This window comes from Bradyrhizobium sp. 956_D2_N1_4, assembly GCF_052076025.1.
Lineage (GTDB): Bacteria > Pseudomonadota > Alphaproteobacteria > Rhizobiales > Xanthobacteraceae > Bradyrhizobium > Bradyrhizobium barranii.
In genome coordinates, this window is the sequence record NZ_CP197237.1 from 5580844 (window position 1) to 5602936 (window position 22093).

Below are 22093 nucleotides of genomic sequence, written 5' to 3' on the forward strand. Positions count from 1 at the left end.
CAAATTGAATCCCGGTTCCGTCGTGTGAGTTGCTTATGCGTCAGTCTCGACGGCTTACGTCGATCGCCCCGAACGGTGACGAGACCGTCTATTTGGTCGCAGACGACTTCGGCCGCTGTTCTTCGGAAGAACGCCCTCATTCGGCGTCGGCCGCCGTCGTGGCGCAGAGCCACCATAGGTGCGGCTGCCTAAATTGCCGGTGCGGGCACCACGAATCGGAGAGCACGGAGACGCAAGGAACTCGCCAAGCTTATTAGGGTCGTTTCCTCGCATGAGTGAGCCCCTGCCCGTTATCATGGAAAACTCGATCCAGATCGCCTGGGATTACCTGGAGCGGACGGGCAACCTCGGTGATCCCGAGGTTGCGAGCAAGGTGCTGCTGGAGTCGGTGGAAGCAATGGTTAGGCGTGGTGAACACCGTGTCTTGATGCTCTCGAACACAGCCATCAGCGATTACAAGAGATTGTGTGCCGACTGTTCGTTGGAGTTAGTCACCTGATAGATCCCGACTGCCAGATCTGCTTTGGGCTGGGCTGGGTGTGCGAGAACCACCCTTTCCAAGCTTGGAATGAGAAGGGCTGTCAATGCGGCGCCGGAATGCCGTGCGAATGTCAGCAGGCCGAGGGGCTCGAACAGCCAGACTTTTCAAAGGTCATACCTCGGCCGCCAGGATGACAGCCGGTAGGGCCACAACTCGGTTTGTAGATGCACTCAACGACGGCAAGGAGACCTGGCCAGCGTCAGTCGGATCGAACTGGTCCGTCGAACAGCGATAAATGACAGGGTTCCGCGCTAAGGACTCGCAAGCTCGACCTGATCCCGGGTAAGGTGCAGATGCGGCATCGCGCCGTAATTTCTGAGGTATTCGATGTCAGGCGTAATCGAGCGGAACAACGTGAATGTTCGAGGAGCCGGGGACCGGGCTATCGTGTTCGGTCACGGGTTCGGCTGCGACCAAAACATGTGGCGGTTCGTGGCTCCGGCGTTCGAGAACGACTTCCAGACGGTAACGTTCGATCAGGTCGGCGCAGGCGGGTCGGATCTCGCCGCCTACGATAAGACTAAATACTCCAGCCTATCGGGGTATGCCGACGACCTTGTCGAAATCGGGCGCGAACTCGAACTGGAGGATGCAATCTTCGTCGGCCACTCCGTCAGCAGCATGATCGGCGTACTTGCCGCTCAGAAGGCTCCCGGCATGTTCGGCAAGCTGGTCCTAGTCGGCCCCTCTGCCCGGTACATCGACGATGACGAATACGTCGGCGGCTTCAGTGCCTCGCAGATCGAGGAATTGCTGCAGTTCCTCGAGTCCAACCACATGGGCTGGTCGACCCAGATGGCGCCCGCGATCATGGGCAATCCCGACCGGCCCGAACTCGGCGAAGAACTGACGAACAGCTTCTGCCGAACCGATCCGGAGATCGCCAAGGCGTTCGCCCGAGTCACTTTCACCTCCGACAACCGCAAGGACCTGGACGGCGTCGCCGTTCCAACGCTGATCCTCCAGTGCAAGGAGGACATCATCGCGTCCCTTGAGGTCGGCGAGTTCGTCCACCGCAACATCCCGGGCAGCCGGATGATCGTCCTCGACGCGACCGGACACTGTCCGAATCTCAGCGCCCCTAAAGAGGTGGTCGACGCCATGAGAACGTTCGTCTAGTGAGCGTCGCCGGTCTCGACTTCGACGACATGATCGAAAATGCGCCGTGCGGCTACATCACGCTGCGCGCCGACACGCGCATCGAGCACGTGAACCGGACGTTCCTCGCATGGACCGGTCACGACGCGGACGCGATGCTCGGGAAGCGCTTCAGTGATTTCCTCACCTTTCCCGGGCGTATCTATTTCGAAACCCATATCGCGCCCCTACTCCGGATGCAGGGTTTCTTCAACGAGTTCGCGATCGACATGCTTACGGCCGCGGGCGATCCGCTGCAGATCATCGCGAACGCCAATGAGCGCCGCGATCCGAACGGGAACGCGCTGGGCATCCGCATCGCGCTGATTAAGGCGACCGACCGGCGCCGGTACGAAACGGAGCTTCTGTCGGCCAAGGATCTGGCCGTGACGGCGGAAAAGGCCACGCAGGAGGTGCTGCGGCTGGAAAATGAGACGTCGCGGTTTCGCGAACAATTCATCGCCGTTCTCGGTCACGATCTGCGCAATCCGCTCGCCTCGATTAGCGCCGGCGCCCGTATCCTCGATCGGACGGTACAGAGCGAGCAGGAGCACCGGGTCACCGCGATGCTGCAGTCGACCGTCATCCGGATGAGCGCGATGATCGACAACGTGCTGGACTTCGCGCGTGGCAGGCTGGGCGGTGGCATCACCCTGCGGCGCGACACCCGAAAGCCACTTCAACCTGAACTCGAGCAGGTCGTAGACGAACTGCGTATGGGATCGCCCGGGAGGGAAATCCTTGCGGACTTCGCGATCGACCGGCCGGTTGATTGCGACCGGACGCGTGTTGGTCAGCTACTCTCCAACCTTCTAGGCAACGCCTTGACGCATGGCACCTCTGACCAGCCGATCGTCGTTCACGCCGAAACGCACGGCGGTTCTTTCGAGCTCTGGGTCGCCAACGCCGGCCAGCCTATACCGGAAGCGGCGATGGAGAAGCTGTTCGAGCCGTTCTTTCGTTCCGAGGCCCGCGCAAGCAGGCAAGGACTCGGATTGGGGCTATATATCGCTTCTCAGATCGCGAAGGCGCACGACGGCTCTTTGACCGTCTCGTCGTCGCCGAAGGAGACGCGCTTCACATTCACGATGCCGTCGGAGTAGCTCCGCTTCAAGATTCATCCGGCGTGCGGACGCTCCAGAAAGAATCGCAGCATTTCCTTCGTGGCATCCGGCCCCTCTGCGTCCGTATAGGATCCGGCGGGGCTCCCTCCGGACCAAGCGTGGCCGGCGCCGTGGATGTTCCAGTGCTCCAAAATCTCCCGCTGGCCGTCGACGTGGGTCGTTCGGGTATATCCATGCCCTCCCGGAATTTGCCCGCGATGCACTTTCTTCTGCGTCTTGGTCGCTCCGATAGTCTGTTCGACGACCTGGGCGCCATTGCCTGGATGCACGGTGGTGTCGCGATCGCCGTGAAAAACAATGGTCGGGATCATCGGGCCGGTCGCCGCAGGACGAGCGCCTTTGCCCCCTTGCCGCATGGCGGTGAACGCCGAGGGCATATCGGTAGCGGCTCCGCAAGGGAGGCCGGAATGGATCCCGACCGCAGCATATAGATCGCTATAGGTGGCTCCCATGATTGCTGCAGCGGCGCCTCCAGCCGAGAGGCCGGCGACGAAGACGCGCTTTGGATCGATTAAGTAGTCACGCATGACTTGGCGAGTGATGCCGGCGATCAGCGAGGGCTCGCCTTCGTCGCGGCGCTGGTCAGTCGCGCGAAACCAGTTCCAGCACTTGGACGGATTAGCGCCGCCATGCTGTGCCGGATAGACCACCAGGCAGTTCTGTTCTTCTGCGATGAAGTTCATTCTGGTGCCGGCTGCGAAATCGTCCGGCGACTGAGTGCAGCCATGCAGCATGACGACCAGCGGGTGCGGTTGACCTCGTTGGTAGCCGCAGGGGATGAACAGCTTGTAGCTCCGGCTTCCGGCCTCGTTGCTGTAGTTGCCATCGATAAACTTCGTTCCTTCCGGCGCGATGTCGGTGATCGAAGCAGGCGCGTGCTTGGCACCCCGCAGACCCAGCCAGGTGCCGTCCTTGGCCCGATCGAACAGCGGCCGGTGCAAACGTGCCGTGGTAGCCGGAGCTTTGAGGTCGGCCCAGCCGAGGCGGCTAGACTTGAGGTCAATGGTGGGCGGAACGCCGTCTGGAAGGCCGACGAGCTGCGGGACGAGCGATGCCGCAGCGGGCGCATGCTCGCCTTTGAACATGCGCTGCAGCAGCGCCGTGGCTTCGGTCAGTTGCCCCGCTCGCGTCAACCGCGTGGCTTCGCGCAGCGTGTCGTGATTCAACATCGTGTTCACCTTGTTCTGTCGGCGAGAGCGGCCTTGACCGCGGGGGTGGCATGGAGGGCTCCGAGCACGGAAACCGAGCCGATAGTTGAGCGGGCGAGTTCGGCCGTGACGTCCTGCGCGATGCTGGCAAGGCCAAGCACATTGATGTGCAGCATCTCGCCGGCTCGCTGCGCCGCTTCGAGATCCGCGCGCGTGTAATTCCGGAGGCCGAGATCCAAGCCTTTACGGGCGGTAGATTGCTTGACCACGTCGGCGTGACGCTCGAGCTGATTGCGGATCGCCGTCCGGATGAAATCCGTGCGGTTCGAATAGAACCCGTCCTTCACCATCAGATCGACGTGGCCCAGATCGACGAAGCCGAGATTGATGGTGATCTTTTCGGTTTCCGGAGGCTTGGGCCTCAATTCTTGAATATTCCAGGGCATCGCCATCCATTCGCCATCTGTATGGATGGTATATGGATGGAGCGCCGCCCCTTACAAGAGGGGTACGTGATGGAACTTTTGGAGAAATTATGTCCGAAGTGATCTCCCGATCCGCAAAGAACATGGCGCGACGAAGCTGACCGCCAAGGAAGGCTGATTGCCTGCGCTTATGCACAGTCGGGTGGAACAGGTGGACGGTCGTCCGCCCTGCCAATTCTGAATCCCTGTCCCGCGCTAACCGGCCGGAACGACCGAGGGGCGGAGGAATTCGTCCGGGCAGGAGCGACGAGATGCTGACGACGAAACAGAGACACCCGGCGATCCGAACGCTACGAGGCTGGGCGCTCGCCGTATTGCAAGAGGCCGGCGCAATCCGCGAATGCGAGGCGCACGGCTGGGCGCAGGATCGTGCCGATCCTCATGCCCGAGAACGCGTCTTTGACATCGCCCGCCTGGATCCGCCGCCTGGTGTCTCACTGGAGGAGGCCGTCACGGAGATCGGCGACGTGCTCGGATCAATTGGCGACACTTGCCCGGAATGCACGCCCTAACACTGAGCGCGCAAGTGGGCGCACGCGCCGGGTTCGCCGCGCCGAGATCGCCAGATTATAGAAGCCCAGCGAGATCCGGTAGGTCTTCAGCTTTGTGAGCATGGAGCCTGCAACGCGGTCGTCACGTTAGATCTCAACGCCGACGTGCGAACCATAGGGCGAGACCAGAAGAATGGACACCGTCAGGGCTGGCTGCGATGTCGCAAACGGGTCAAAGGCGGACATCAACCGGGGTCGTCGCGCAGGTCCGCTAAGGGCCATCAGCGGAAATGGCTATATGGCGAGAAACGCGGTGGCGTTCTAAAATGGGCAACGCGCAACAACCCAACGGGTCGCTGACATGTTGGCAGAACTCACAAGATCATCGAAGAGCTTGCATTCCCATACAGGGCGCCAGACGCCTATCGGGCGTTGCTCAATATTGGGACGCAAGCGGTTCCTGCAGTGCGCGCTGGGCTGCGGCATGACAATGCTGATGTTCGCTTGCATTGCTGCAGGTTTCTCGACCGATATCTATCGCCCGACACTCTCGCCGATCTGATGGGTATGCTGAACGATGCCGATGAGCGCGTCAGGTGCTCTGCTTTGCACACGCTAGCATGCGACCGGTGTAAGGAAGGGGCCTGCAAGCCCGAGGAAGGTGAAGTGCTTCCCAAGGCAATGAGATTGCTTGCGCGCGACCCCGATGCGCACGTCCGCGCAATGGCGATAGAAGTGGTCGGACAATTCGTTCACACCAATGCTCTTGCCGCTGCGGCAATCTCCGCTGCCCAGCAAGATGATGAAAATTCAACCGTTCGCAAGAAAGCCGGATGGTATGTGCCGGGAGGTCCGATCTACAGGCGGACCAAGCCGAGGCTTGGTACAACAGGTGCTGACAGTCTCGCTAAGTCGGCAACGGGTCAAAATGCGAAGAACTCAGAGTGAGCAAAGTCAGTCCGCTCTACCCCACCAAGCGGACCTCAATGAAAGATGTCGCCACTTCGCTGATGGGCCACTAGCCGAAGTGGGCCGTTGGATTTTCATCGCGGCATTGGCGATACCGTTGTCCGCCGAGATTGCAGGTTCAACGGTCTCTGCGACGTGCTCGGCCGATCAGGGCCTCGACGGTTGGCAACATGCGCGTGACGACTGCTTCGTTTCCAGCCGCGTTGGGGTGCAGACCGTCCAGCGCCTTGAGCTGAGCATTGTCAACAAACGCATCATCAAAAGCCGGGTAAAACAGCACATTGTGCTCGCTGGCAAGACCAGAGAACATAGCGGCAAAAGCGTTCTTGTATTCGTCTCCAAATATGGATTGGGTCCGCAAACCGCAAAGGAACACGGCTATCCGCCGGGCTTCGAGTTTGCCAAAAATCTCCGCGAGTGACGGACGCTCCCGTGCGGTAGCGGGATGGCGAGCAGGCTGCCAGCTGAGACTGGTCTACTCGCTCTTAAATTCCGCGATCTTTCGATCTTCAAACCATAGTTCTACGTCGTAGCCGTCTGCCAAGCATCTGGCGCGCTTCTTGGCTTCGGTTTCGTCCTTGCATATTAGAACCATGCGAAGCTCGATATGCCCGTCGAGGCCCATGATATTTGCGCGATACTCTTGCATCTGCTCCCTACGCGGTCGGTCGACCTGAGACGGCCTTATAGCTCAGGGGGCTGCAGACCCGACGACGTCAGCCATTCGTCTATGTTGGACTCGGTTTCGAGCTGGCGCAGTCTGCGTTCTAGAAGATCACGCTGCGGTTCTGGCTGCGTATTTTCCAGCTCCGCTATGATGCGTGCTCGTTCCGCATTCAAGTTGTCGCTAATGTGGGATTGTGGGTGTCGTCTCATGGCACTCTCCTTTCCCTGCGTGAATTGGGAGGGAGCGCAACCGGCGTTCTCATCACTGATCAAAGCACGGTGCGGTGCGGTGCGGTGATCGACCCAGTGTGCACCCGCAACCGGAGCGACGCCAGACAAAAGTCAACCCAGCGACGTCTCTTGAGGGTCAAAAGCCGCCGATGGCGGCCGCTCTGCGCGAAGTCCGCACGTCGCCGGCCAGCCGAAGTGTCAGTGGGCGATGGTGACGGTCCGCTAAGGGCCAAAAGCTGCCTTCCTCCGGAGTCAGCTCGTGACGTTTCACCGCGCCCCCCGTGAGCCATTTTGAGGTACGCTAGAGCACCTGCGCCTCTGAGAACAGCGGAGCCGGGAGGAGCCCATGGACGTCGCGGCCTGGCTGCGTGATCTGGGGCTGGGACAGTACGAGCAGTCGTTCCGCGAGAACGATGTCGACGCCGAGGTCCTCGCCGATCTCACGGCGGAGGATTTGATCGGGCTCGGAGTCACCTCGATCGGCCATCGCCGCAAGCTGCTCGCGGCGATCGCCGCTCTGCGCACCGGCTCAGTTCCGGTGACCACCCCTCGCATGACAGCACCAGCCGCGGTCCCCGGGACAGCCCTGCCGTTCTCGGAGGCGGAGCGGCGCCAGGTCACGGTGATGTTTGCCGACCTGGTCGGTTCGACTGCAATGGTGTCGCGGGTCGATCCGGAGGAGATGCGCAAGGTCATTCGCGCCTATCAGAACACGGTCTCGGGCGAGATTTCGCGTTACGTTGGGCATGTAGCCAAGTTCATGGGTGACGGGGTCCTGGCCTATTTTGGTTGGCCTAAGGCGCACGAGGACGATGCGGAGCGGGCCGCCAGGGCAGGCCTCGCCGTCACTCAGTCCGTAGCTGGGCTCACATCTCCGGACGGCCAACCGTTGGCCGCGCGCGTCGGCATCGCGACCGGTCTCGTCGTTGTCGGGGATCTGGTCGGCTCGGGGGAGGCTCAGGAGCGCGACGTGATCGGAGAGACCCCGAATCTGGCCGCTCGATTGCAGGCGCTTGCCCGACCCGGACAGGTCGTGATTGCCGAAAGCACGTGGCGACTGCTCGGCAGGCTGTTCGAGGTTGAGGACCTGGGCCAGCGAGCCCTGGATGGTTTCGACGAGCCGCTGCGCATCTTTCTCCTAGGCCCAAGCGTAGCGGAGGATCGCTTCGAGGCCTTGCACGGGACAGGCTTGGTGCCGCTCGTCGGTCGTGAGCAGGAGTTGGCGCTATTGCTCGACCGGTGGGCACGGGTCCGTGACGGCGAGGGGCAGGTCGTTCTGTTGTCTGGCGAGCCCGGTATCGGCAAGTCGCGCCTTGTCCGCGCGCTGCGCGAGCGCCTGGCCAGAGAGACCTACACGCCGTTGAGTCACTTCTGTTCGCCATTCCACCAAACGAGTCCGCTCCATCCCGTGATCGATCTGCTCGAAAGAGGCGCTGGCTTTGCAAGGGATGACGGGCCACTGCAGAAGCTCGATAAGCTGGAAGCGCTCATCGCTGTAGCGACCCGAGACGTCGCTGGGGCCGCGCCGCTGCTCGCAGCGCTGTTGTCGGTCCCGACCGCCCCCCGCTACCCGCCCCTCGAGTTGAGCCCCGAGCAGCAGAAGCGGCGCACCTTCGATGCGCTCGTGGATCAACTGACCGGACTGGCCGCGCACCGACCGGTGTTGGCAGTGTATGAGGACGTGCATTGGGCTGATCCATCCACGCTAGAATGGTTGGAGTCGGCGATCGAGCGCGTGCAGACCCTGCCCATTCTCGTGCTCATTACCTGCCGTCCCGAGTTTTCCCCGCGCTGGACTGGCCACGCGCATCTCACGCTACTGACCCTCAGCCGCCTCGGGCGCCGGCAGGGCGCATCCATGGTCGAGCAGCTCACGGGCGGCAAGGCACTGCCTGCAGAAGTGCTCGCGCAGGTCTTGGCCCGAACCGATGGCGTGCCGCTGTTCGTTGAGGAACTGACCAAGGCGATCTTGGAGTCCGGGATGCTGGCGGAAGAAAGCGACCGCTACATTCTCGGCGGCCCCCTGCCGCCGCTCGCAATCCCAGCCACGCTGCACGACAGCCTCATGGCTCGCCTCGACCGGTTCGCTCCCGTCAAGCAAGTGGCACAAATCGCCTCCTGCATCGGTCGGGAGTTCTCCTATGACTTGGTCTCCATGACCGCCCCTCTGAGTGAGGCCATACTGCAAGATGCACTCAAGGGACTGTGTGCTTCGGAACTTGTGTTCTGCCGAGGCACACCGCCGAACGCGACCTACCGCTTCAAGCACGCGCTCGTGCACGAGGTGGCCTATCGGAGCCTGCTCCGGAGCCGTCGCCAGCAGCTTCATGCGAGGATTGCCACCGTTCTGGAAGAGCATTTTCCGGAATCTGCTGAGACGGAGCCCGAGCTGCTCGGCCATCACTATGCGGAGGCGGGCCTGAAAGAGCAGGCCGTCGCTTACCTCCAGAGGGCCGGCGTCCGAGCCCTGGAGCGCTCGGCCTACCTTGAGGCGATCAGTCATTTGGCCCGCGGATTGGAGCTGCTCGAGGCTTCTTCAGACACCACCGAACGCGCGCAACGCGAGCTGGAATTGCAATTGGCGCTCGGGTCCGCGCTGATGGCGACTAAGGGCTATGCCGCGCCGGAGGTGGAGCAGGCCTACGTTCGGGCAAGGGCGTTGTGTAGCCACATCGATCTCACACCCCGGCTTTTCCCAGTGCTGCATGGCCTGTACAGGATTTATCACGTCCGCGGCGATCTGATCGCGGCGCGGGGGGTCGGGGAGCATCTCACCGAGCTGGGGCAGAGTCTGGGCGATCAGACCCTCCTCGTGGAGGCCAACCGGGCCCTTGGGGTACCCTTGCTCTGGCTTGGAGAGGTGGCTCTCGCCCGCGCCAAACTGGAAGAAGGGACAGCACTATACGATGCGAAGCTGCTGCGATCGCATGCCAATACCTACGGCATTGACCCTGGCGTGGTGTGTCTCTCCTATGCAGCTCTCGCTTGGTGGTTTCTGGGCTTTGCCGACCAGGCCCTCGACAGGAGCCAGAGGGCGCTCGCTTTGGCTGAGGAACTCTCACATCCTCACAGCCGCGCCTTAGCTCTGGTGTGGGCCGCGTGGCTCCGCCAGTTCCGCCGCGAAGTGCCCGGCACAGAAGAAATGGCGCAGGCAGCCATCCGGCTCTGTAGCGAGCACGGCTATCCCCTCTGGAGGGCGATGGGAACCATTTTGCACGGTTGGGCGCTAAGCGAGAGCGGACAGAAGCCGGAAGAATGTATCGCGCAAATGCGGCAGGGGATGGCCGATCTCCGGGCGACGGGCGCTGGACTCTGGCAGCCATGTTTCCTCGCCCTGATTGCCGAAGCATGTGACAAAGCGAACCGCCTCGATGAGGGGCTCACGGTTCTCGACCAGGCACTCGGCATCGTCCAGGAACGGGCGGAACGCTTCTACGAGGCCGAGCTGCATCGCCTTAGGGGCGCGTTGCTGCTCCGGTGCAATCCTGTAAACGTTTCGGCCTGTGAGACTTGCTTTCGAACGGCGATCGCGATCGCGCGCAATCAGCAAGCCAGGTCCCTCGAGCTCCGCGCCGCGACCTCGCTCGCCCGGCTGTGGGCCGAGCGCGGCGAGCGACGCAATGCGCAGGATCTCCTCACAGGAATCTGCGGCTGGTTCACCGAAGGCTTTGATACCCTCGACCTCCGGGAGGCCCAAACACTGCTGCGTGAAATGGGCGGCCCGAACTCGTAAATTGCCCGGAAGCAGCATCAGCCAATTGACACCACGATGATATCAACGCGCCGAAGCGTTGAAGGTCCGAATTGGTCACAAGCGGTCTTACCGACGCTGTTCACACCTAGTGCGCTCGCGGCCGGAAACCCGACGTTCACGCGCTTAAGACGAGAGTCAACTAAGGACCTTCAGCGACATATGGGCACGTCCTCGAAACCTTCGCAGCATCGGTCAGCGCGGCTGACATTTCAATGACCAACAAGCAATAGTCAGCCGGCAGCCGTTCATAGCCGGGTTTGGCTGGCACTATGATCCGGTGTACGGTGTACCATGGGTCGGATGCGGGCCATGGTGCAAGAGCGGCCAGTCCGGGTTGAGCGCAGATTGTCGGCAATATTGGCCGCCGATGTGGTTGGTTATTCGCGGCTAATGCATGACAACGAAGAAATTACTCATACCAAACTTACGACGCTCCTGACGGAAGCTGTCGGTCCTGCGATCGCGGAGCATCGTGGCCGCATCGTGAAGAACACTGGCGATGGGTTCTTGGCAGAATTTCCGAGCGCGGTTGAAGCAGTCCGAGCTGCTGTACGATTCCAAATCCGAGTTGGAGAACTTACAATTGGAGACGCGGAGGACAGTCGCATAGCCTTCCGGGTGGGAGTCAACATTGGAGACGTAATCATCGAGCGTAATGACATGTTCGGCGATGGCGTAAACATCGCGGCGCGGCTTGAGACGATCGCAGAGCCCGGCGGCATCTGCATCTCGCTGTCTGCGTATGATCACGTCCGAGGCAAAGTTGGCGTCGAGTTCGCCGACATGGGTGAGCAGAGCCTTAAAAACATCGCCCGCCCGGTCCGGGCCTTCGCTATCGTCTGGGAAGAGCAAAGCCCCGCGACCCACGGTATGCGCGCAAAGTGGGACACGGCTTCAGCGCCTCACCTTTCCATAGTAGTGCTTCCTTTTACGAACCTCAGCGGTGATCCGGAGCAAGAGTACTTCGTGGATGGGGTGACCGAGACCCTCACTACAGACTTATCGCGCATCGGTGGCGCGTTTGTGATTGCGCGCAACACCGCGTTCACGTTTAAGGGCAAAGCCCTGGACGTAAGGAAGCTGGGACGTGAGCTGAACGTCCGTTATGTGCTCGAAGGTTCTGTGCAGCGAAGCGGCAACCGCCTCCGTGTGAACGTGCAGTTGGTTGACGCCAATACAGGCAATCACCTCTGGGCCGAACGCTTTGACAAGCCTGTTGCCGACCTCCTTGACATGCAGGATGAAATCGTATCGAGACTCGCTAACGAGCTTGATGCCGAACTTGTTGCCGCGGAGGCACGGCGGGCGGAGTGTTCACTGCGTCCAGACGCGATGGACTTGGTGTTCCAAGGCAGCAGCTGGTTCAACAAGGGGCAGACCCCCGATTGCCTGACACGAGCGCGCAGTTTTTTCGAGAGAGCCCTTGTGCTCGATTCCGAAAACATTGAGGCCATGGTCGGCTTGGCGCGGGTCGATACCTCACTAGGGGCTTCCTTTATAGCCGATGACTATTCAGCGCGGCTTGCTGCGGCGGAGACAACCATAATGAGGGTACTATCCCTCGCCCCAAACCACGCTTTGGCTCACTTGACTTTGGGCAACTCGCAAATATTTACGAAACGCGCAGTCCAAGGCATCGCGGAGTGCCAGCAGGCATTGGCGCTGGATCGCAATTTAGCCCGCGCTCATGCTCTCATCGGCCTGGCCAAGTTCTTCCTTGGTCGAGGCGCAGAAACCGAAACTCACATAAACGAGGCGTTCCGCCTTTCTCCTCGCGACACCTATGCCGCTCGTTGGATGGGGTATGTTGGCCTTGCCAAGGCGCAGCTCGGTGTTGATGACGAGGCGGTCATCTGGATGCGTCGGGGCCTCGATGCAAACCGCAACCATTCGTTCGCCCACTTCCCTCTCGGGGCAGTGCTTGCGTGGCTTGGCGAACTAGACCAGGCGCGCGCCACGGTACGAGCGGGACTTGCGCTTGATCCAAGCTTCACCATCTGTCGGTTTCGCGCTCACGTACCTAGCGACAATCCGATTTTTCTTGCTGTCCACGAACGCCTCGTTGAGGGAATGCGGCTGGCGGGGGTACCGGAAGGGTAGCGTTCGTCATGTCGGACGCCAATGGACGTCATTTTCGTCCGAAATGGGTTATTCGCGACGGCTTCACCTTCTACCCGAGAGCTTCCGGTCTAACCCCAAGAGCAGACATCATGAGGCCCATCGATCGGTCTCGAGCGGGCCATTTCCAGATTCATGCGGTGCCGCAAACCCATCATCTCATTCGATCAACTTATCGGCGCGGGCCAGCAGAGACTCGGGCACCGTCACACCCATCGCCTTAGCGGTCTTGAGGTTGATCACCAGCTCGAATTTCGTCGGCTGTTCGACCGGCAGATCGGCAGGCATCGTGCCGCGCAAAAGGCTCGCCGCAAATCGGGCAGTAAGGTCTGCCAAGTGATCGGAGGATGGGCCGTAGCCGATAAAGCCACCTTGCTCGGCCCGCACTCCCCACTGATACATGGTTGGAAGGCGCAGTGCTGCAACTCGTTCCATAATCAGCGGACCATTGCCGTCGAGCATCCCGGAACTAAGAACATTTAGCGCTGTGGCCCCCGATGCCTCTGCGCCATCGATAGTCGCTGCAATCTCCTCAGCTCTGGTGACGCGATAGATTGAAAGCTCGACGTTTTTTGCGCGCGCCGCCTCTTGCAGAGCGCGCGTCTTCGCCTCAGTCAAGCTGGTATCGGCGAGAGCCGCCATGCGGCGAATTCCAGGCACGGCTTCGATCAGGATGTCCTGTCGCATGCCGTCAAGCTCAGGAGCAAAAATGCTGATCCCCGTGATATTCCCATTGGGCCGGGCGAATGATTTTACCAATCCCTCCGCGACCATATCGCCTGTGATCCCAACGATGGGAATGCTCTTGGTCGCCTGCTGCACGGCGTCAACTGCCTCGTTTCCAGCAGCATAGATGACCTCGGGTTGGGCTATGACCAGCTCCGCCGCATGTTGCGAAAGCAGATCGATATGAAGTGCAAAGGCGCGGTAATCAATCGTGAGGTTTTGGCCTTCAATGAAACCAGCGCGCCGTAGGTTGTCAAAAAAACGTACGTTAAACTGAATGTCGCGAGGATGCGGAGACAAGCAACCCAGGCGATAGGTCCGTCCCGTTTTCTGGGCCAGCGCTGCGAGCGGCAACGCCACCACCGCGCCGCCGACAAGCGTGATGAAACCGCGCCGTCTCATTGGAACCCCCAATGGAAAACGCCTCGTCCATGTCGAAGTCTAGCACTTCAAGACGGGACGCCGATGAGAACAATCGGCCCGGTCGCTGCGTCCAAATGTCCGAGATGGGTCACACGCGGAAGAACTCAGGTTGAGTATGTCGAGTCCGCTTCACCCCCAGAGAACAGACGTCTAGCGGACATGCCGTGTCGGCCGCTTGGGGCCAATTGCGGTCATGCCTTTAGCACCCCCTTACCACCATAAATGCCGCGAACCTTGGGTGTTTCTTAGTTCCTGTTCGCACCGGTCGTCGTGACTTTCTCCATCACATCGCTCACGGTGTAGCTCGCCGCCTTCGCTCTGTCGCGATCAAGATCGATCTACGAACCTGTCGCCGAACATCAGCAGACCGCTCCGGTTAACTTATCTCGTCGACCCGGTCCGGGTAAAAGGCGACGTAGTCCTTGATCTGCGCCACCGCTTCAAACGGCGTCTCATAAGTCCACACCGCATTGACCGAACGATCTCCTCCAACCGGAATGCTGTAATAGGAGGCGTCGCCCTTGTAGGGACAGTACGAAGTATGCTCGCTCCGCGCGAGCGCGGTCATATCGACGTCCCGACGGGGGATATACTGAACGGGCGGATAGGACGCCTCGCGCAGCGCTTGTGTCTGCGACGGTCTTTCCGCCGATCTTGACCACGATACGCGACGGGTTCACCTCGATCGAAATCGGGTGATCAGCCCCCGGAATCTTCACCACTTTGTCTGCCATGATTTGCATCCTTTTCAGTTGGAAACGGGGTCTTGGGCGGCGTTTCCATGTCCTGGCTCCGTGTCCCAGCCAGCTAACTTCCTTCCGAGACGATGGAGGGGAATGGCAGCCGCTCGGCGGGTTGCAGGTTAGCATCGTCGCCTTGAAGTGACGATCTGAGGAACCGGTCGGCTTGCGACACGAAGATTTCCGGGTACTGGTAGAACGACCCGTGATTTGCATCCGGATAAAGGATCAGCTGCGCATTCGGCAGGTTTTGCTGCAGGATGTAAGAGTTCACCGTAGGTATGATGACATCGTTACTGCCCTGCACGATCAGCGTCGGCTGACGGATATTTTTCAGACGGTCGAAGACGCTCTCGGCCGGCGCGATGTACCTGCCGATGGCCTCGCGCTGCGCGGATGCAGCTTCTCCGCTCACCTCTGGGTCGCGATCGTCGCGGGAAAGCTTGCGTTCCAGAAAGGCGAGGCCTGCGTGTCATTCGGCCTGCAATATTTTACAGGCCGATTGACACTTGGCCGCGCTGCGCCATCCGCCGACCACTTTTGTCCACGACCTAGCGAGTCGGCTCCGATGCAGCAAGTGCGCGAGGGCGAATCGCCGCCCGGCGGCGACGCTGCTACAATTGGCGCAGCGCCCGCGCCAGGCCGCTCCGGAGACCTGACGATGTGCAATCTCTACTCGATCACCACGAACCAAGCCGCCATCAGCGCGCTGTTCCGGGTCGTCAGACGCCGGATCGTGCTGGCATCGCGGTCGTAGGACAGGCGCTCATAAACGCCTTCCTGCCGCGCCTGATCGTCGGTGATGGCAAAGGCCATCAACTGCTCAAGGGTCAGATTGCCATCGCGATACAGCTGCACCAATTTGGGTGAAACCGCACCCAACCGGAGGCGTTGCCGCACCACATGCGGCGTCACCCCGAAGCGCGCGGCGATCTCCTCCGCACCAAAGCCACGCTCCTCCGCAAGCCTCCTGAACGCCTCGAACTGGTCGGCGGGATGCATGTTTTCGCGGGTGACGTTCTCGTCCAGGCTGATTTCGTGGGGGTCATTCGCGGTGTCGATGATGCAGCGGATCGGCTCGGTCTTCTTGATCTCCTTCCGCTTCACCCGCAGCAGCTGTGCAAGCCGCCTGCCCTCGCCGATGGTCACGAGATAGAACCCCGTGGCCGTTCCCGCTCCGTCGAACTCGGGCTCAACCACCAGATTTTGCAGGATGCCCTTGGCGGCAATACTCGCCGCATAACCCTCGATCGCCGCCTCGCTGTGCGGCGTCTTGCGCGCATTGTTCGGGGACTTCTTGAGCTTATTGAGCGGGATCAAAGTCTCCGTCCCGCTCGCGGGAATGATTTCAACTGATTTGGCCGACATGATCATTCTTCCTTTTACTTCCATGGGTGCAGCGCGCACTCCGCGCCTGCACCCCTGCCCGTCGGCGAGACCGGGGGTAGCAAGCGCCAGGGCGACCCGAGCGGAGGGGACTCCCCACCTTTTGCAAGAGCCTTCTTCTCGCAAGTTCGCTCAAACATTTGCAGCTTCCCGTTCTCACCTTTGGGCAGGGTGAAGAGCGCAACATCGCGCTCGAAGCCCTGCCTCGCGGCGAGCAGCGGGTGTGCAAGCGGAGCGAGTGCCTTCGCGGGGAACCGGCTGCAGGGAGCGTGGATATCTGTCGCCGATCGCGTCAGTGAGAAGCGACCGAAGCTGGGCGGAAGGCACTCCGCAGCGCGCTGAGGGCGGAGCCCTAAGCCTTCGCCGCGGGAGCGCAGCGACGCGCAAAACAACGCCGGCACGGCAACAACACTCATAAGTGTCATCGCTCGCAGATGTGAAGAAACGACTGGTTACATCCGGGCCTGTCGTCGTCGCGACGCTACGCAATTTGGAAGCTTCGCGTCTCGCCGACGACAGGATCAGGCCGCAGCGGACTGCGGCGGTCGGCCGTTGTCGAAGAGTTCGCCGGTCCTGAGCATGGCACAAGCAACGCCAATCAACCTGCTGCCGATTGATCGGAGCGCGCGAGCATGGGAATGCCCGCGCTTGCGTAAGGCGGCATATCGATTGCGCGTTTGGAAGTCATGCAGCACCGCAACGCGTGCCCAATGATAGACAGCGGTCCTCAGACGGTGCGGACAAGACTGCCTCATGACCACGACAATTTGCTTACCGCTGCGTCGCGTGACGGGCACGACGCCCGATAATCCCCGAAGCGCCTGAGCGTCTCGGCGAACGATCGCATCGTGTCCTTCGGACAGAAGTGCCGCGAGGACGATCGTTCCGATTCCAGGCATCGACCGCAAGACCTCGGGATCGGCGTGAGGCGCGATGCCGGTCGCTGATGGAAGTTCGGCCACCGCCGAACACAGGCGCTCGAGTTCCTTCATGGCAAGCTTCATCTGCTGCATAACCAGCCGCAGACGGCCTAGAATGAGCTCGCAGTGCGCCACGCAGGCCTCCGTCACACCGGATGCAACAGATATCGGCGTGCTGCGGAGATGATTGAGCAAGGTGTCCGCAGTCCACCTCTTTACCCTGCTCTCCTTAAGGCGCCTTGCGATCGTCGACGTCCTCACGGCGCGTGCCCTTGCCGGCGTGGGGATCAGATCCCAAAGATCCAATATCCACTGCTGCGACCAGTCTTCCGCGAGCTCAAGCATTTGCGGGAAATAGCGCCAGAGCTGATGACGAAAGCGGTTGGCCAGGCGATTGCGTTCGGCAGACAAGTCCTCCGTCATGCGCGACCACTCACGTAGCTGAATGATCGTCGGATGCACTGGCTCCAGGAATCGATAGAAACGGCTATCGGTCCGCAGAGCATCAGCGAGCACGAACGCGTCGAGCCGATCATCCTTGGCGCCGGCCATGGTGAAGCGATCTCGAAATCGATCGAGCTGCTTTGGATTTAGCGCATGAACCAGGAAGCCCGAATCCATCAAGCTCTCGACGACGGGCCCATGCGGGACCTCGATGCCAATCGCGATCCGGCCTGGTTCAGCACCCGTCGTGCGCTGGATCCAGTCTGCCAGTTCAGCCAACCCGTCACCGCTATGTTGGAACGAACGATGGCCGAGTTTTGCGCCTTGGGCATCCAATGCGTAAGCGTAGTGTGTCGCCGATGCCCAATCGACACCCACGTAGGCAGCTATGTCTTCATTCATTCCCTTCCCTCCTTCGCAGTCGGGCAGCTGCGATCTTCGCCGGCCCTGTTCTGGCGCTCAATGGCGCAACTCCCCACGGGGCGTCGAACGCAGCTCATCCGTCGGGGCACTCGTCCCCTCTGGGCGCTCACGGCGCAGGATCACCAGGTGGCTCCCAACGAATCAGCCCGTAGGCCAACGATAGCCCCGTGAGGAGCATCCTGATTGGAACAGGGATCGCCCGCCCGCAAGGGCCGCTCGCTAGAAGCGGGTCTGCACGGCGCATGTCGGCCGTTCGAGAAGGTGACGCCCGTTCGAAAGCACGGAAGACCGGGGAGACCGCTCGGGTCGGCGCCGGCGCCAGCCGGCGCTTTACCCTGGCGCGCGCGAGGGGCGGAGCCCCTGAGATCTCAAGCGTTAGAACGTTGAGCAAGTCAGCGCAGGCCAAAACAAGAGATCGAAAACAAGAGCAAAAGTGAGAAAATCAAAAGAGGCACCCGCAGGAGGGTCAGCATAGCGCCGACGCGTAGCGGCGGGACCCGGGACCGAGTGCAGTCGCGAGACCGGTTAACAAGGCACCCGCGCGACGGGCAGTGATAGCGGTGCCGCGCAGCGGCAGCCCTTCGTGCGAGTGCCTCCGGCGAGCGACACATTATATCTGCTTGCGTGAGGGATCGAAGCCGAATGGCCGAGACGCAACGCGCTCGGTTCACGAGAGCCCGATGCGGCGACAGCCGCACGCGCACCCAAATCAGAATCAGTGAGACAGCGGCGGGGAGAGTGAGCCGATCCAGGATCGCCATCTTCGGCGATCGACGGATTTCGTCGCATCTCAAGACAATGTGAGCCGCCTGATCTGGCTTGATTCTTCTTGCGTGATCGCATTCCTACAAGGCTGCAGCTTGATCTCCGTGCCGGTGCTTGCAGTTGCGCCAGCCAGCGAAAGTGCGATCTTCCAATTACCTCGGCGTGGTGCTGTCACGACTGGATAATTCCGATGGATTCTGTTCGGGGCGGTATTGGCCAGCGCCTGGTGTCGCGTGACCAAGCTGCCTCATACTGTGGTCTGTCAGTCAGCACCTTCTCGAACTGGGTAAAAATCGGAAGACTACCCTCTGCTCTTTCTGGCACGTCGCGATGGGACTTGAAAGCGATCGATCTCGCGTTAGACTCGCTGAGTGGATTACTCAGAACTCAAACTCCGGACGTTGCGACATCCGCGCTGGACGAGTGGAGAGCAAAGCGTGCGCGTCAATCTCAAAGGGATTCATAAAGTAAAGGTGACGCTCTCAAGCGGCGAACCAAAGACGTACTATTACGCCTATCGCGGCGGTCCCCAGATCAAAGCAGAGCCAGGCACGCCAGACTTTATCCAGCAATACCAGGAGGCGCATTCGAACTTACGGCAGCCACGCGGCGGCACCTTCATGTCAGTCATCGCACGATACAAAGCGGCGCCGGAATTCACCAAGATCGCAGCGTCCACTCGCCGCGATTATCTGAGGTACATCAAACTCATTGAAGAAGAATTCGCTGACCTGCCGATCGCCGCTCTCGCCGATCGCAGGATTCGCGGCGACTTCAAAGGCTGGCGCGACAAATTCGCCAACACGCCGCGCAAGGCTGATCTCGCCTGGACGGTGTTGGCGCGCATTCTGTCCTTCGCGAAAGATCGCGGCATTATCACCAGCAATCCTTGCGAGCGTGGTGGTCGGCTCTACGTCGCAGACCGCCGAGACAAGATCTGGACCGAGCAGGACATTGCCGCAGTTCTATCAGTTGCATCTCAAGAGATCAGGTTGGCGCTGATCTTGGCTTTATGGAGCGGTCAACGACAAGGCGACCTTTTGCGCTTACCTTGGTCAGCCTACGAGAGCCCTCATATTCGTCTCCGCCAGTCGAAAGGCGGGCGCCGCGTAGTGATGCCTGCCGGCACTCCCTTGAGAGCTCTGCTCGACACCACGCAGCGTCGGGGACCTCTTATCCTGACGAACACGCTCGGCCGGCCCTGGACTTCCGACGGCTTTCGAACATCGTGGGCAAAGGCCTGCGAACGGGCGGGCATTGGCGACCTGACGTTTCACGATTTGAGGGGCACCGCAGTGGTTCGGCTGGCGATCGCTGGCGCCAGCGTACCGCAGATCGCGGCCGTGACCGGCCACTCGTTAAAGGACGTCGAGGCCATTCTGGACGCGCACTATCTTGGTCGCGACATTCAGCTTGCAGAAGCTGCGGTACTCAAGCTCGAAGCGAGAACAAAACTGTAAAACGACCTGTAAAATGAGGTCGCCTACTCTACCAAGCCAGATGCTAAGTGCTTGATTTATATGGTGGGCGCACCAGGGCTCGAACCTGGGACCCGCTGATTAAGAGTCAGCTGCTCTACCAACTGAGCTATGCGCCCGAAAGGCGGTCAATGCCTTGCGAGGCCGGTCGTTTAGCAAAGCGATCCGGGTATGGCAAGCGATGTGGCGCATGTTTTCCAAGGTTCTTCCACAGGCCCGAAAATGCGAAAAGCCGCTGGATTCCAGCGGCTTCGCCAAGGCCAATCCCGGGGTTAATTCCTCGGGAAATACGGGGTGGCTCAGAGCCGGCCCTCGCGATCCCGGTCTGGCCCGCCGTCACGGTCGAAACGGTCGCCGTGGAAGCGGTCCATGCCGCGCTCCATCATGCGGTCCATGCCCCGTTCCATGAAGTGTCGGGACGGGCCGTCCCCACCGCCGCCGAACGGGCCACGGTGGCGGGTCAGCACGGCAAGGCGCCGCTTCTGGCCCTCGTCGAGCGTCTTGTAGAGCGGATCGGCCGCATCGGCGATCTTCTTCAGGGCGGCGGAGGTCGCGCCCATGTCCTCGGCGCGCTGGCGCAGGCGGGCGACCGGATCCTCGGGCTTGTCGGCGTTCTTGCCGGTGTCGCCCGGGCCGGCATTCATCCGCGCGTTGGCGCGGTCGATGCGCAGCTTGGCGAAGTCGCGCACGGCAGCCTCGACCGGCGGCCACAGCTTCTCCTGGTCGGCGTTGAGCTTCAGCCCGGCATGGACGGCGGCGATCCGCGCGTCGACGAAGGCGGCACGGTCCTCCGGGTTCATGCGGACGTGGCGGAAGTGCTCCATCCACGGGCGATGAAATTGGGCATAGACCGCGCCCGAGCCGGCGATGCTGAGCACGGCGATGGCGGCGATGGTGAACTTCCTCATACGGACCTCCTCTGGAAGGATGCCGGTGAGGATGAGCGCCGGACGGCTGACGCGCAACTTACAACTTGGACAGAGAGAGCGTTCTTACGAAGATGTAACTCCCCTGAATGTCCATTCAGATGCAGACTGAAATGTTTTGCAACAAAAAGGGCCTCCGCGCAGGCTGCACGGAAGCCCCTTCATTGATGGTCGATCCTGATCAGTTCGTCGTGCTCTTCGATTCCTTGAGGAACTCGTCGATCAGCGGCTGGCCGACGCGGCTTGCGGCGTCCTTGTAGACCGGCTCCATCGCCTTGCGCATCGCCTCGTCCTGCTGCGGCGTGAGCTTGATGATCTCGCTCTTGCCGCTCTTCTTGATCTCGGCCAGCGCGTCGTCGTTCTCCTTCTGCGACTGCGCGTTGTTGAAGTCGGTCGCCTCCTTCATCGCCTTCGACAGCTGGTCGCGGATGTCGGCCGGCAGATCGTCCCAGAACTTCTTGTTCACGATCACGACGTAGCCGATGTAGCCGTGATTGGTCTCGGTGATGTACTTCTGCACCTCGTGCATCTTCTGCGTATAGATGTTCGACCAGGTGTTCTCCTGACCGTCGACCACGCCGGTCTGCAGTGCCTGGTAGACTTCCGAGAACGCCATCACCTGCGGCAGCGAGCCGAGCGACTTGAACTGGGCCTGCAGCACGCGCGAGGACTGGATGCGGAACTTGACGCCCTGATAGTCGGCGGGCGTGACCAGCTTCTTGTTGGCGCTCATCTGCTTGAAGCCGTTGTCCCAATAGGCAAGGCCGGTGATGCCCTTGGAGTCCAGCAGCTTGAGCAGCCGGAGGCCGAGCGGGCCTTCCGTCACCTTCCGCAGCGTCTTCAGGTCCGGAAGGATGTAAGGCAGATCGAACACCTCGAATTCGCGGATGCCGAGCGGGCCGAACTTCGAGTTGGACGGCGCCAGCATCTGCACGCTGCCGAGCTGGAGCGCCTCGAGCTCTTCCTTGTCCTTGTAGAGCGTCGAGTTCGGGTAGACTTCGATCTTGACCTTGCCGCCGGTGTACTTCTCGGCGAGCTCCTTGAACTTCTCCGACGCCTTGCCCTTCGGCGTGTCGGTGGCGACGACGTGGCTGAACTTGATGATGATCGGCGATTGGGCCGATGCCGGCCCGGTCAGGGCCAACGCCCCGGTCAAGACCGCAACCGATGCCGCAGCCCAAATGAGTTTCCGCATGCT

At 60.9% G+C, this 22093-nt stretch carries 16 protein-coding genes, 1 tRNA gene and 4 pseudogenes; 11 read left to right on the forward strand and 10 right to left on the reverse strand.

What is annotated here, in order from left to right:
- Positions 1-271: 271 nt before the first annotated feature.
- From AB7535_RS26475 to AB7535_RS26485, 3 genes are all read left to right on the forward strand, one after another.
- Complete coding sequence (locus tag AB7535_RS26475; protein WP_041959901.1) at positions 272-499, forward strand: hypothetical protein; 228 nt, start codon at positions 272-274, stop codon at positions 497-499.
- 369 nt (positions 500-868) lie between these two features.
- Positions 869-1660, forward strand: a complete 792-nt coding sequence (locus tag AB7535_RS26480; protein ID WP_439037166.1) for an alpha/beta fold hydrolase — start codon at positions 869-871, stop codon at positions 1658-1660.
- Between the two features lie 29 nt (positions 1661-1689).
- Positions 1690-2781 (forward strand): sensor histidine kinase, encoded by a 1092-nt coding sequence (locus AB7535_RS26485; protein ID WP_439035773.1) that lies wholly within the window; start codon positions 1690-1692, stop codon positions 2779-2781.
- 14 nt (positions 2782-2795) lie between these two features.
- Here AB7535_RS26485 and AB7535_RS26490 read toward each other — a convergent pair whose 3' ends face one another.
- Positions 2796-3971: an extracellular catalytic domain type 1 short-chain-length polyhydroxyalkanoate depolymerase gene (locus AB7535_RS26490; protein WP_439037167.1), complete on the reverse strand. Its 1176-nt coding sequence runs from the start codon at positions 3969-3971 to the stop codon at positions 2796-2798.
- 5 nt (positions 3972-3976) lie between these two features.
- Complete coding sequence (locus AB7535_RS26495; protein ID WP_135217238.1) at positions 3977-4396, reverse strand: CopG family transcriptional regulator; 420 nt, start codon at positions 4394-4396, stop codon at positions 3977-3979.
- A 290-nt stretch (positions 4397-4686) separates the two neighbouring features.
- Between AB7535_RS26495 and AB7535_RS26500 the strand changes: the two genes are divergently transcribed.
- From AB7535_RS26500 to AB7535_RS26525, 6 genes and pseudogenes are all read left to right on the forward strand, one after another.
- The gene (locus tag AB7535_RS26500) at positions 4687-4947 is read left to right on the forward strand and encodes a hypothetical protein (RefSeq protein ID WP_354112614.1); all 261 of its coding nucleotides are present in this window, start codon (positions 4687-4689) and stop codon (positions 4945-4947) included.
- 411 nt (positions 4948-5358) lie between these two features.
- Positions 5359-5532: pseudogene (locus tag AB7535_RS26505) on the forward strand (HEAT repeat domain-containing protein); the annotation flags it as partial.
- 60 nt (positions 5533-5592) lie between these two features.
- Positions 5593-5874 carry a hypothetical protein gene (locus tag AB7535_RS26510; protein ID WP_354112656.1) on the forward strand — a complete coding sequence of 94 codons (282 nt, stop codon included), beginning with the start codon at positions 5593-5595 and terminating at the stop codon, positions 5872-5874.
- Positions 5875-5992: 118 nt separating this feature from the next.
- A complete protein-coding gene (locus AB7535_RS26515; protein WP_354112613.1) occupies positions 5993-6316 on the forward strand; it encodes a hypothetical protein in 324 nt (107 codons plus the stop codon).
- Positions 6317-7138: 822 nt separating this feature from the next.
- The gene (locus AB7535_RS26520) at positions 7139-10525 is read left to right on the forward strand and encodes an AAA family ATPase (RefSeq protein WP_439035451.1); all 3387 of its coding nucleotides are present in this window, start codon (positions 7139-7141) and stop codon (positions 10523-10525) included.
- A gap of 330 nt (positions 10526-10855) precedes the next feature.
- The gene (locus tag AB7535_RS26525; protein ID WP_354112610.1) at positions 10856-12646 is read left to right on the forward strand and encodes an adenylate/guanylate cyclase domain-containing protein; all 1791 of its coding nucleotides are present in this window, start codon (positions 10856-10858) and stop codon (positions 12644-12646) included.
- Positions 12647-12823: 177 nt separating this feature from the next.
- Here the strand turns inward: AB7535_RS26525 and AB7535_RS26530 are convergent, their stop codons facing one another.
- From AB7535_RS26530 to AB7535_RS26540, 3 genes and pseudogenes are all read right to left on the reverse strand, one after another.
- Positions 12824-13792 carry an ABC transporter substrate-binding protein gene (locus tag AB7535_RS26530; protein WP_354112609.1) on the reverse strand — a complete coding sequence of 323 codons (969 nt, stop codon included), beginning with the start codon at positions 13790-13792 and terminating at the stop codon, positions 12824-12826.
- Between the two features lie 397 nt (positions 13793-14189).
- A pseudogene (locus AB7535_RS26535) lies at positions 14190-14547 on the reverse strand (DUF427 domain-containing protein).
- A gap of 73 nt (positions 14548-14620) precedes the next feature.
- A complete protein-coding gene (locus AB7535_RS26540) occupies positions 14621-14968 on the reverse strand; it encodes an alpha/beta fold hydrolase (RefSeq protein ID WP_439037168.1) in 348 nt (115 codons plus the stop codon).
- Between the two features lie 246 nt (positions 14969-15214).
- On the opposite strand from AB7535_RS26540, the pseudogene AB7535_RS26545 reads away from it, so the two are divergent.
- Positions 15215-15289: pseudogene (locus tag AB7535_RS26545) on the forward strand (SOS response-associated peptidase); the annotation flags it as partial.
- On the opposite strand, the pseudogene AB7535_RS26550 reads toward AB7535_RS26545, so the two are convergent.
- Positions 15271-15921, reverse strand: a pseudogene (locus AB7535_RS26550) (ParB/RepB/Spo0J family partition protein); the annotation flags it as partial. The pseudogenes AB7535_RS26545 and AB7535_RS26550 overlap by 19 nt on opposite strands.
- A gap of 539 nt (positions 15922-16460) precedes the next feature.
- Entirely contained in the window at positions 16461-17705 is a 1245-nt protein-coding gene (locus AB7535_RS26555; RefSeq protein ID WP_439037169.1) for an IS110 family transposase, read from the reverse strand.
- 1223 nt (positions 17706-18928) lie between these two features.
- Between AB7535_RS26555 and AB7535_RS26560 the strand changes: the two genes are divergently transcribed.
- The gene (locus AB7535_RS26560; RefSeq protein ID WP_439035459.1) at positions 18929-19951 is read left to right on the forward strand and encodes a tyrosine-type recombinase/integrase; all 1023 of its coding nucleotides are present in this window, start codon (positions 18929-18931) and stop codon (positions 19949-19951) included.
- Between the two features lie 61 nt (positions 19952-20012).
- Here AB7535_RS26560 and AB7535_RS26565 read toward each other — a convergent pair.
- The 3 genes from AB7535_RS26565 to AB7535_RS26575 form a co-directional block, all read right to left on the reverse strand.
- Positions 20013-20088, reverse strand: a tRNA-Lys gene (locus tag AB7535_RS26565).
- Between the two features lie 180 nt (positions 20089-20268).
- The gene (locus AB7535_RS26570) at positions 20269-20877 is read right to left on the reverse strand and encodes a Spy/CpxP family protein refolding chaperone (protein ID WP_354077007.1); all 609 of its coding nucleotides are present in this window, start codon (positions 20875-20877) and stop codon (positions 20269-20271) included.
- Between the two features lie 199 nt (positions 20878-21076).
- Positions 21077-22090: a TRAP transporter substrate-binding protein gene (locus AB7535_RS26575; protein ID WP_354077009.1), complete on the reverse strand. Its 1014-nt coding sequence runs from the start codon at positions 22088-22090 to the stop codon at positions 21077-21079.
- Between the last annotated feature and the right edge of the window lie 3 nt (positions 22091-22093).